The following is a 10309-nucleotide window of genomic DNA, read 5'->3' on the forward strand; positions in this document are numbered from 1 at the left end:
CCCCGATCCCCGCCCCCTTCTCTCCCCGGCGGCCGGCGCCTGGCTCGACGAGTCGGTCGCGCGTATCGCCGCCCGACCCGACGCCGTCCGGGCCCTGTTCCCCGCGGCCCGAAGACGCTGTGGACAGGCTCGCCTCGACGAGCACTGGACCACGGACGAGGCCGCCCGTGCCGTCCTGCTGGCCGCGCTTCCGCTGCGTGGAGGGGCCCTCGCCGACGAGGTGGCAGGTCTGTACCGGCACGGGGACCCGGCCGAACAGCGCGCGATTTTGCGCTCGTTGCCGCTGCTGTCCGCCCCGGACGACGACCCGTTCCACACTCTCGCCCTCGCCCTGATCCGCGAGGCCCTACGCGCCAACGACACCAGCGTCGTCGAGGCCGCCCTCGGCCCCTACGCGGCCGCCCGGCTTCCGGACGCCGACTACCGGCAGGCCGTGCTCAAGTGCGTCTTCCTCGACGTCCCGCTCGCCCGGGTGGCCGGCCTCGACACGCGGGCCGACCATGAACTGGCCCGCATGCTGGCCGACTTCGCGCATGAGCGCATCGCTGCCGGGAGGGATGTGCCGCCGGACGTCTGGCCGCTGGTCCACCCACACCCCGCCGTCGTGGACAGCCTGGCCGCCCGGGCCCGCGCGCAGGCACCCACCCGCCCTGAGGCCGCCGCCCGCGCCCTGACCGCACTCACGGTGACCGCACCACTCGAGGAAGAGTCCTGACCGTGCGCATCTTCGACCCGCACATCCATATGACGTCCCGCACCACCGACGACTACGAGGCGATGCACGCCGCCGGCGTGCGTGCCGTGGTCGAGCCCGCATTCTGGCTCGGTCAGCCCCGCACGTCACCGGAGAGCTTCTACGACTACTTCGACGCGCTGCTCGGCTGGGAGCCCTACCGCGCCGCGCAGTTCGGCGTCCAGCACTTCTGCACGATCGCGCTGAACCCCAAGGAGGCCAACGACCCGCGCTGCACGCCCGTACTGGACGAGCTCGACCGGTATCTCGTGAAGGACCGCGTCGTCGCGGTCGGCGAGATCGGCTACGACTCCATGACCCCCGAGGAGGACGAGGCGCTGGCTCGTCAGCTTCAACTCGCCGTCGACCACGGCCTGCCCGCCCTGGTGCACACCCCGCACCGCGACAAGGCGGCCGGGACGAGAAGGACCCTCGACGTCGTACGGGAGTCAGGCATCGCCCCCGAACTCGTCCTCCTCGACCACCTGAACGAGCTCACCGCCCGCATGGCCCTGGACAGCGGCTGCTGGGCCGGGTTCTCGATCTACCCGCGCACCAAGATGAGCGAGGACCGCATGGTCGAGATCCTCAAGGAGCACGGCAGTGAGCGGATCCTGGTCAACTCCGCGGCCGACTGGGGTCGTTCGGACCCACTGAAGACCCGCAGGACCGCCGACGCCCTGCTCGCCGACGGCTTCGACGAGGAGGCCGTGGACCGGGTGATGTGGCGCAACCCGGTCGCCTTCTACGGACAGAGCGGAAGCCTCGACCTCCAGGAACCCGAACCGGACGAGACCTCCGCCTTCCAGGGCAACTCCGTCCGACGCGGGGGAGAGTGAGCCGCCCATGCGCTTCCGGCACCGCGACGGCACCCTCGTCCACCTCGGCTACTGCAGCAATGTCCACCAGGCGGAGGACCTGAAGGGCGTGATCGCCCAACTCGCCCGGTACACCGAGCCCGTGCGTGAACGACTGGGCGCGGACCGGCTGGGCGTCGGTCTGTGGTTGGCGCGTGACGTCGTCTCCGAACTCGTCTCGGACGTGGGGGAGTTGCTGAGTCTGAAGGCCGAGCTCGCCGGCCGCGGTCTTGAAACCGTCACTCTGAACGCCTTCCCCTACGCCGGTTTCCACCGCGAGGTCGTCAAGAAGGACGTCTACCTCCCCGACTGGGCGGACGAGGACCGGCTGCGGTACACCCTCGACTGTGCCCGGGTGCTCGCCGCGCTTCTGCCCGACGACGCCGAGCGGGGGAGCGTCTCGACGCTGCCGCTGGCCTGGCGGGAGCCGTGGCCGGCCGAGCGCGCCCGGACCGCCCGGCGTGCCCTGGACCGACTGGCCGAGGGGCTCGCCGCCATCGAGCGTGGCACCGGCCGTCGGATCCGCGTCGGCTTCGAACCGGAGCCCGGTTGCGTCGTCGAGACCACCACCCAGGCGGTACGGGAACTGGGCGGCCTCGACCCGGAGCGGCTCGGCGTGTGCCTGGACGCCTGCCATCTCGCGGTCCAGTTCGAGGACCCGGCCGCCGCTCTGAACCGGCTGGCCGAGGCCGGTGTCCCCGTGGTGAAGCTCCAGGCCTCCTGTGCCGTGGAAGCCGCCGACCCTACCGACCCCGCGGCCCGGGCCGCCCTGCACAGACTCGCCGAGCCCCGCTTCCTTCACCAGACCCGGACCACTCACCGAGGGGACGTACTCGGCACGGACGACCTCGGCGCGGCCCTGGACGGCGGGCTCCCCGCAGCCTCCGGGGCCTGGCGAACCCATTTCCACGCACCCCTGCACTCCGACCCCGAACCGCCCCTGCGGACGACGGCCGCCCACCTCACCGAGGTACTCGCCGGACTCCTCGGCGGACCCGATGCCCACTGCGACCACATCGAGGTCGAGACCTACACCTGGTCCGTCCTCCCCGAACCCCCCACCGACCTTCCCGGCGGCATCGCCGCCGAACTCGCCTGGGCCCGCGACCGGCTGACCGGACTCGGCCTCAAGGAGGAGCCCTCATGAAACGCCTCGTCGTCCTCGACATCGTGGGCCTCACCCCGAACCTGCTGCGGCACATGCCCGCCGTCGCCTCTCTCGGCGAACGCGGCTTCCGGGCCCGTGTCGACACCGTGCTGCCCGCCGTCACCTGCACGGTCCAGTCCACCCTCCTGACCGGCGAACTCCCCTCCGTCCACGGTGTGGTGGGCAACGGCTGGTACTTCCGGGACCTGGGCGACGTACTGCTGTGGCGGCAGCACAACGCCCTCGTCGGCGGCGAGAAGATCTGGGAGACCGCGCGCAAGGCCGCCCCCGGCTACACGGTCGCGAACGTCTGCTGGTGGTACGCCATGGGGGCCGACGTCGACTGGACGGTCACTCCACGCCCCATCTACTACTCCGACGGTGCCAAGGAACCCGACTGCTACACCTGGCCCCCCTCCCTGCACGACGAACTCACCACCCGGCTGGGGCCCTTCCCCCTGTTCACCTATTGGGGCCCAAACGCCGGCCTGCCCTCCACCCGGTGGATCCTCGGCGCGGCCCGGCACATCTTCGACGAGAAACAGCCCGACCTCACCCTGGTCTACGTTCCCCACCTCGACTACGAGCCCCAGCGCACCGGCCCCACCTCACCCGAAACCGCCCGCGCCGCCCGCCAACTGGATGACGCCCTGCGTCCGTTGATCGCGCACTTCGAGCGCGCCGGTGCCACGGTCGTGGCACTCAGCGAGTACGGCATCGCCCCCGTGTCCCGTCCCGTCGACATCAACCGCGCCCTGCGGCGGGCCGGTCTTCTGGAGGTGCACACCCAGGACGGCATGGAGTACCTCGATCCCTGGACCTCACGGGCCTTCGCCGTCGCCGACCACCAGATCGCCCACATCTACGTACGGGACGCGGACGACGTCCACCGGGTTGCCAAGCTGCTTGCCGAACTCGACGGTGTGGAGCGGGTGCTGGACGCGGAGGGCAAGGCCGCTCACGGCATCGACCACGAGCGCTCCGGTGAACTCGTCGCGCTCGCCGACCCCGACGCCTGGTTCACGTACTACTACTGGCTCGACGACACCCGCGCCCCGGACTTCGCCCGCCAGGTCGAGATCCACCGCAAACCCGGTTACGACCCCGCCGAGTTGCTGTACGACGACACGGTCCCTGGGGTGAAACTGCGCTCCGTCGGCTCGGTGCTGCGCAAGAAGGCCGGTTTCCGCTACCGCATCCGGACGGTCCCGCTGGACCCGTCCCGCGTCAGCGGCAGTCACGGCCGCCTGCCCGACGATCCCGGCCACGCGCCCGTACTCCTGTGCTCCGACCCGGGGTTGCGGCAGGACGTCTACGCCGCCACCGAGGTGAAGTCACTGCTCCTGCGGCTGGCGGGCATCTGAGATCGAGACCGCAGAGAAGGACGCGGCCACGGTCCTCGACGCTCACCCTGCCGGAGCCGGCGTGGATGGTATAGAGGCACCATGACCAGCATCACTCTCGTCAGGGGCGACATCACCCGGCAGTCCGTCGACGCCATCGTCAACGCGGCGAACTCCTCGCTGCTCGGTGGTGGGGGTGTCGACGGGGCCATCCACCGCCGGGGTGGCCCGGAGATCCTGGAGGAGTGCCGAGAGCTGCGCGCCTCGCGCTACGGCAAGGGCCTGCCCACCGGACAGGCGGTCGCCACCACCGCCGGGAAGCTGGACGCGCGGTGGGTGATCCACACCGTCGGCCCGGTCTGGGCGGCCGGCGAGGACCGCTCGGAGCTGCTGGCCTCCTGCTACCGGGAGTCCCTCCGGGTCGCCGACGAACTGGGCGCCCGTACGGTCGCCTTCCCCGCCGTCTCCACCGGTGTCTACGGCTGGCCGATCGACGACGGGGCCCGCATCGCCGTGGAGACGGTGCGGGCCGCGGACACGTCGGTCGAGGAGGTCAGGTTCGTCCTCTTCGACGAGCGGGCCTACGAGGCGTTCGCCGCGCAGACCCGCTGAACTCCCGTCCGCTCAGCCGTCGATGCGGTGCGTGCTCCAGAACGACGTCAGGTCCGTGCTCGTCGCGGACTGCGCCGCCGCCTTGAACTCGGCCGTGGTCGAGACGCCGTACCAGTGCGAACTCGCGTAGTCCTTCAGCAACTTGGTCATCGCCGTGTCGCCGATGAGCCGCCGCAGGTCGTGCAGGGCGCACTTGCCGTAGCCGTAGACGACGGTGGAGTAGCGGGAGGAGTGGGCGTCCCAGTACGCCATGGAGTTGGTGATCTTCTCGGCGGAGGAGGCCCAGGAGACGCTGTTCCAGCAGTTGGTGCCGGTCTTGCCGAGGGCCAGGTCGGTGGCGTAGTCGGTGAACGCCTCGTCCAGCCAGGGGCTGTTGTACTCGTCGTCGCCGACGATGCCGTACCACCACTGGTGGCCGATCTCGTGGGTGAGGGCGGTGGTGCTGACGAGGTCCAGGACGAAGCCGGGGTACTCCATGCCGCCGAACCAGTAGTTGTTGTCGATGACCGCGTCCAACTCGCCGTACGGGTAGGCGCCGAAGCGCGCGGCATGGGCGTCGACCGCGGTCTTCGCGGTGCTCAGCATCGACTGCGCGTCGGAGGAGCTGATGCCCGAGACCGAGTAGACGTTGATCGCCGTGCCGGCCGCCGACGTGCCCGAGATCTTGCTGAACGGCCCCGCCGCCCAGGCGAAGTCGCGCACCTTGGACGCGGTCGCGGTGGTGACCGTACGCCCGCTGGAACCGGGGGTGTCGACGGACGTGCCGGTGGCCGGGACCAGCAGGCTGCTCGGGTGGTCCAGCGTGACCTTGAAGTCGGCGGCCAGGGAGTAGAAGGACTCGCCGTTGTTGGTGTACGGGTCCAGGTGCCAGCCCGCCCCGTCCTTCACCGCGAGCACGGGCAGCGCGTTGCCGATGTTGTTGAACGCCCCGTCGTGCCCGAACCGGTCCGCGCCGCTCGGCACGGTGATGCCGAGGTCGAAGCCGATCGTGGCGCTCTGCCCCTGCGCGAGCGGGGCCGGCAGGGAGATCTGCAGGGCGGTGCAGCCGACGGACAGGGCGCCCGCCGTACCGCCGGTGACGTTCGTGACCGTGATGGGCATCGCCGAGCACGTGCCGTGGTAGTTGTCCCACAGCCGCAGATACACCTCGCCGAGCGCGGTCGATGAGGCGTTGGTGAAGGTCGCGCTCTCGTGGCCGGTCCACACGGTGCCGCTGCTGTTGCTGCTCAGACTGACGGTGTACGAGGGTGAGGCGGGCGTCCGTGTCGAGTCCGCCGGCGGGGTGGTGCCCGCGGAGGTGTCGAGGGCGATGTCGTCAAGGACGAAACTGGTCTGCAGGCTGGAGTCCTCGGTGCCGGTGAAGGCGACGTTCACGGTCTGGCCGGCGAAGGCCGACACGTCGAAGGACTTCTGGACGTAGCCCGTGTTCCTGTCGAGGTTCGAGTACGTCGCCAGCGTGGTGGAGCCGATCTTCGCCGTCAGTTTGTCGTAGGCGGTGGAGGAGGTCGTCTCGGCGGTGTCGATGTGCAGCCAGAAGGACAGGGTCGCCTTGTCGCACCCCGAGGGGACGGTGACGCTCTGGGAGAGCGTGTCGGTGTGCGTGGATCCGACGCCGTCCAGCCAGGCGAACGAGCTTCCGCCGTGCGCGCTCTGACCGGACCGGCTGGTGATGACGCTCGTCGCCGACTGGCTCCAGGGCGAAGTGCCGCTCTCGAAGCCGCCGTTGGCCACCACCTGGGCCGGGGTGCAGGCCGCCGCCGCCGAGGGTGCGGCGGCCGCGGGAAGGGCGGGGAGCGATACGACGGCCAGCGCGGCGACGGCCGACAGGCGCGCGGCGACGGATCTGTGGGGGGTCGATCTCACGCGGAACTCCTTTGCGGCGACCGGGATCCCGGTCTGCTCGGCGAGCGCCCGCCGGCCTGGGTGCGCCGGAGGCGGTCGGGGCTGCGTGCACTTGTTGGCCTGAGCATGCCATAAGCGTGTGCTGTGAGGCAGCTGTGCGTGAGAAGGGTGACGACGGCCTACGGCGGCCGGCCGCTCCGGTCAGTCGCCGTGTCCGACGGGGGCGCTCTCTCCCTGGGCGACCTCGATGCCGTCGTGCAGGTCCGTGGCCGCCTCCATGGCCGCCGTCGCCGACAGGGCGACACAGGCGAGCAGGAGCCCGGCCAGGGCGCGGGGGAGTGCGCGGGCGGCGGGCTTCGGCGCGCTCAGCAGCGCGCTGACCCGGCGCGGGACCGGACCCGCGGTGGCCGTGAGGGACAGCCGCGGCCGGGGGCTCGCGGCGCGCGCGGCGAGCGCGGCGCGGCCGACGGCGCGGGCGGTGAGGGCGCGGTCACCCGTCACCCGCGCGGCGGACTCGTCGGCCCAGCGCTCCAGGGCGTACGAGAGCGGGGCGCACAGACCGCGCAGTGCCGGGTGCAGCGCCACGGCGAACTCGGTGGCCCCGAGGAAGAGATGGTGGCGGCCGGACAGATGTGCGCGCTCGTGGGCGAAGAGCACCTCGCGCTCGCGCGCGCTGAGGGCGCGCAGCATGCCCGTGGTCACCACGATGCGGCCGGGGCGGCCGGGCAGCGCGTACGCGTCGGGCCGCTCGTCCTCCCGCACCGACAGATCGCCCGCGCTCGCCGCGCTCCCGAACTGCCGGTGAGCGGCGCGCAGTTCACGCATGTGCCGGACGGCCCGGCGCGGCAGCGAGGCGCCGAGTGCCGTCAGCGCGCAGGCGGCCAGGACCGCGGCCGGCACGGTGGCCGGGGAGCCGTCGCCCAGCAGATGCGGAGAGAGATGGCCGAGCGCCGCGACGAAGGGGAGGCGCAGGGCACCGTTCAGGGCCAGCAGGGCGAGAGCGGCCGTGCTCGACAGGGCGAGAACCAGGGCCAGTGCGGTCAGCGCCCAGGCCGCCGTCCGGGGCGGCAGCTGCTCCGCACCGCGCCGGGCCAGCGGGACCGCCAGCAGCGGCATCAGGAGCGGGAGCCACACGGCAAAGATCACGCGATTCCTCCCAGGTCCGCCCGCCGGTCATGAGTCAGCCTACGCGGCACGACCCCGCGACCGGTTCCTGACCACCACGGGTATCCGCACCGGCTCACGGCGTCTCGTCGGCCGTCCCCTGGCCGGTGGACTGAAGCAGGGTGCGCAGCACACGCTCGTCCTCCGGGCTCAGGTCGGAGACGAAACGCGCGAGTACGGTGCCGCGGTCCTCGTCCTTGTCGAGTTCGGCGTGCATACGGCGCGCGGTCAGCCCGGGGGAGTCCTGGGCGGGCGCGTAGGTGTAGCCGCGGCCGACCCGCTCCCTGGTGACCGCGCCCTTGGCGTGCAACCGGGTGAGGATGGTGGTGACGGTGGTGCGGGCCAGGCCGCCGCCGAGCTCCAGCTGCACGGCGCCGGGTGTGAGCGGTCCGTCGGCGGCCCACAGGGCGGCCAGGACGCTCGCCTCCAGCTCGCCCGCCGGCCGCCGGTCCGTGCGCCCGTCGGCCGGGCCGCCGGCCGGCTCGTCGATCTGCCCCTGCGGCATGGGAACGCTCCTCGGCTCTGATTCGTCTACAGTTCGGTAGACGGTCTACATGACTGTAGTCGCTCGGCGCGGGTTCCGGCCCGCTCCACGTCCCAGTATGAGAGGGGTCGCCCGCATGGCAGCTGCCGAGTTCGCCGTCGCCCAGGCGGTGAACGTCCTGGATGCCGGATCCCTGCTGTCCGCCTTCGGCACGCTCGGCATCGCCGCCGTGCTGTTCGCAGAGACCGGCCTGCTGGTCGGCTTCTTCCTGCCCGGCGACTCGCTGCTGTTCACGGCGGGACTGCTGTGCGCGGGCGGCACCCACCGGTCCGTGCATCTCTCGCTGCCGCAGGTGCTGGTCGCCGCGGTCGTCGGGGCACTGGCCGGGGCGCAGGTCGGGTACTGGATCGGGCGCCGCGGCGGCCGCGCGCTGCTGGCCCGCAGCCGGGCGAGAAAGCTGCACGAGGGCGCGGCGCGCGCCGAGGAACTGCTCGCGCGCTACGGCCACGCCAAAGCGGTGGTCCTGGCCCGCTTCGTACCGGTGGTGCGCACGGTGCTCAACCCGCTGGCCGGGGCCCTGGGCGTGCCGGTACGGGTCTTCACGCTCTGGCAGGTGGTCGGCGGACTGGTGTGGACGATCGGCCTCGTCCTCGGCGGTTACGCGCTGGGCTCCTCCATCCCCAACGTCGACCACTACCTCCTGCCGCTGGTCGCCGTGGTGGTCCTCGCGTCCCTCACCCCGCTCGCCATCGAGGCCCGCCGCGCGCGTGCCCGCCGCGCGTCTCCGGGGGCCCCGTCATGACCGGCCTCGCCTTCGGTGGAGCCTCGGTCGACGGCGGCCTGTACACCTGGATCACGAAGCTCGCCCGCCACACGTCCCATCCCCTCGACACCGCGATCGCCGTCTGGTCCGACTACGGGCTCGCCCTGTTCGCCGGGCTGATGCTCGTCGCCTGGTGGCGGGCCCGCGGGGCCGGGGAGGCGCGGATGGTCCGGGCCTTGGCGACACCGCTGATCGTGGTGGTCGTGTACGCCGTGGACGTGCTGGTGAAGTCGGTGTTCGCCGAGACCAGACCCTGCCGCACGCTGCACGTGGTCACGGTCGAGGCGTGCCCTGCGGCGGGGGACTGGTCCTTCCCCAGCAACCACGCGGTGATCGCCGGGGCCGCGGCCGTGGCGATCGCCCTGACCGACCACCGACTCACCCGCATCGCGGCCCCGGCGGCCGTCCTGATGGCCGTCTCCCGCGTCTGGATCGGCGCCCACTATCCCCACGACGTGGCCGTGGGCCTGGCCTTCGGAGCACTCCTGGCGTGGCTCCTGATGCAGCTCGCCGACCGGGCCGCACCACTGGTCAGACGGATGGCCGGGACTCGGTTCGGGGGGTTGGTGACGGGGGTGTGAGGCGGAGTGCGCGGTCCGTACGGGATGCGCGGCCCGTCCGGAAGGGGCTGCCCGTCCGGAGAGGGCTGCCCGTCCGGAAGGGGCTGCCCGTCCGGAGAGGGCTGCCCGTCCGGAGAGGGCTGCCGTTGCTCGCCGTCGTCTGCGCCGTGCTGTTCGCCGCCCTCGCGGTCGCGATGGGCGTACGGCACGGCTCGCCGCTCCCGGGTGACGGCGCGGCGCACGCCTGGGCGCTCCGGCACCGGCCGCCGGTCGGCCAGGCGCTGGCCCGGGGGATCACGGCGACCGGGACGGGATCGTGGCCGTACCTGATCGTCGTGGCGGCCGGGCTGGTCGCCGGCCGGGACACCGGTGAGCGGGTGAGAGCGGTCGTGTACGGCCTGGCCGTGCTGGTCGCCGGGCAGCTGGTGCGCAGCGGGCTGATGGAACTGTTGGGGCGGGCACGTCCGAACACCGCGGACTGGGCGACCCACGCGTCCGGCTTCGCCTTCCCCTCCGGTCACACGACGACCTCCGCGCTCACGGCCGGATTCGTGTGCTGGGCGGTCACCCGGCACATCCGACCCGGGCTCGCGCGTACGACATGCGTGATCGCGGTGTGCTGGGCGGTGGCCGTCGGGTTGAGCCGCGTCTACCTGGGCGTGCACTGGGCCAGCGACGTACTGGGCGGCTGGCTGCTGGCCGGCGCGTGGCTGGGGCTGTGCTGGTGGGGGCTCGGACGGTGGC

The 10309-nt window shown here is 72.2% G+C and carries 11 protein-coding genes; 8 read left to right on the forward strand and 3 right to left on the reverse strand.

Going from position 1 to position 10309, the window contains the following annotated elements:
• The 5 genes from GRC12_RS36575 to GRC12_RS36595 form a co-directional block, all read left to right on the forward strand.
• On the forward strand, window positions 1-715 hold a 715-nt coding region (locus tag GRC12_RS36575), incomplete at its 5' end, for an EboA domain-containing protein (RefSeq protein WP_208784391.1).
• A 2-nt stretch (window positions 716-717) separates the two neighbouring features.
• A complete protein-coding gene (locus GRC12_RS36580) occupies window positions 718-1572 on the forward strand; it encodes a TatD family hydrolase (protein ID WP_208784393.1) in 855 nt (284 codons plus the stop codon).
• A 7-nt stretch (window positions 1573-1579) separates the two neighbouring features.
• Complete coding sequence (gene eboE / locus GRC12_RS36585) at window positions 1580-2737, forward strand: metabolite traffic protein EboE (RefSeq protein ID WP_208784395.1); 1158 nt, start codon at window positions 1580-1582, stop codon at window positions 2735-2737.
• Complete coding sequence (locus tag GRC12_RS36590; protein WP_208784397.1) at window positions 2734-4101, forward strand: alkaline phosphatase family protein; 1368 nt, start codon at window positions 2734-2736, stop codon at window positions 4099-4101. Before eboE ends, GRC12_RS36590 begins: the two co-directional genes overlap by 4 nt.
• 81 nt (window positions 4102-4182) lie before the next feature.
• A complete protein-coding gene (locus GRC12_RS36595; RefSeq protein WP_208784400.1) occupies window positions 4183-4692 on the forward strand; it encodes an O-acetyl-ADP-ribose deacetylase in 510 nt (169 codons plus the stop codon).
• A gap of 12 nt (window positions 4693-4704) precedes the next feature.
• On the opposite strand, the gene GRC12_RS36600 is transcribed toward GRC12_RS36595, so the two are convergent.
• From GRC12_RS36600 to GRC12_RS36610, 3 genes are all read right to left on the reverse strand, one after another.
• Complete coding sequence (locus GRC12_RS36600) at window positions 4705-6555, reverse strand: M1 family aminopeptidase (protein ID WP_208784402.1); 1851 nt, start codon at window positions 6553-6555, stop codon at window positions 4705-4707.
• Between the two features lie 180 nt (window positions 6556-6735).
• Complete coding sequence (locus GRC12_RS36605; protein WP_208784404.1) at window positions 6736-7680, reverse strand: M56 family metallopeptidase; 945 nt, start codon at window positions 7678-7680, stop codon at window positions 6736-6738.
• Window positions 7681-7774: 94 nt separating this feature from the next.
• Window positions 7775-8203 (reverse strand): BlaI/MecI/CopY family transcriptional regulator, encoded by a 429-nt coding sequence (locus tag GRC12_RS36610; RefSeq protein WP_208784406.1) that lies wholly within the window; start codon window positions 8201-8203, stop codon window positions 7775-7777.
• A 115-nt stretch (window positions 8204-8318) separates the two neighbouring features.
• Here GRC12_RS36610 and GRC12_RS36615 point away from each other — a divergent pair, with 115 nt between their 5' ends.
• The 3 genes from GRC12_RS36615 to GRC12_RS36625 form a co-directional block, all read left to right on the forward strand.
• A complete protein-coding gene (locus GRC12_RS36615) occupies window positions 8319-8984 on the forward strand; it encodes a DedA family protein (protein WP_208784408.1) in 666 nt (221 codons plus the stop codon).
• Window positions 8981-9586 carry a phosphatase PAP2 family protein gene (locus GRC12_RS36620; protein ID WP_208784409.1) on the forward strand — a complete coding sequence of 202 codons (606 nt, stop codon included), beginning with the start codon at window positions 8981-8983 and terminating at the stop codon, window positions 9584-9586. Before GRC12_RS36615 ends, GRC12_RS36620 begins: the two co-directional genes overlap by 4 nt.
• A 125-nt stretch (window positions 9587-9711) precedes the next feature.
• Window positions 9712-10309 (forward strand): phosphatase PAP2 family protein (locus GRC12_RS36625; protein WP_208784410.1); only part of this gene is annotated, 598 nt, incomplete at its 3' end.

The sequence above is a fragment of the Streptomyces griseorubiginosus genome (assembly GCF_017614965.1).
Classification (GTDB): Bacteria; Actinomycetota; Actinomycetes; order Streptomycetales; family Streptomycetaceae; genus Streptomyces; species Streptomyces griseorubiginosus_B.

Excerpts from the sequence above, each read along its gene's own strand:
- eboE (WP_208784395.1), top strand. The coding sequence starts at position 1,580 with ATGCGCTTCCGGCACCGCGACGGCACCCTCGTCCACCTCGGCTACTGC.
- GRC12_RS36595 (WP_208784400.1), top strand. The coding sequence starts at position 4,183 with ATGACCAGCATCACTCTCGTCAGGGGCGACATCACCCGGCAGTCCGTC.
- GRC12_RS36615 (WP_208784408.1), top strand. The coding sequence starts at position 8,319 with ATGGCAGCTGCCGAGTTCGCCGTCGCCCAGGCGGTGAACGTCCTGGAT.
- GRC12_RS36620 (WP_208784409.1), top strand. The coding sequence starts at position 8,981 with ATGACCGGCCTCGCCTTCGGTGGAGCCTCGGTCGACGGCGGCCTGTAC.
- GRC12_RS36610 (WP_208784406.1), bottom strand. The coding sequence starts at position 8,203 with ATGCCGCAGGGGCAGATCGACGAGCCGGCCGGCGGCCCGGCCGACGGG.
- GRC12_RS36590 (WP_208784397.1), top strand. The coding sequence starts at position 2,734 with ATGAAACGCCTCGTCGTCCTCGACATCGTGGGCCTCACCCCGAACCTG.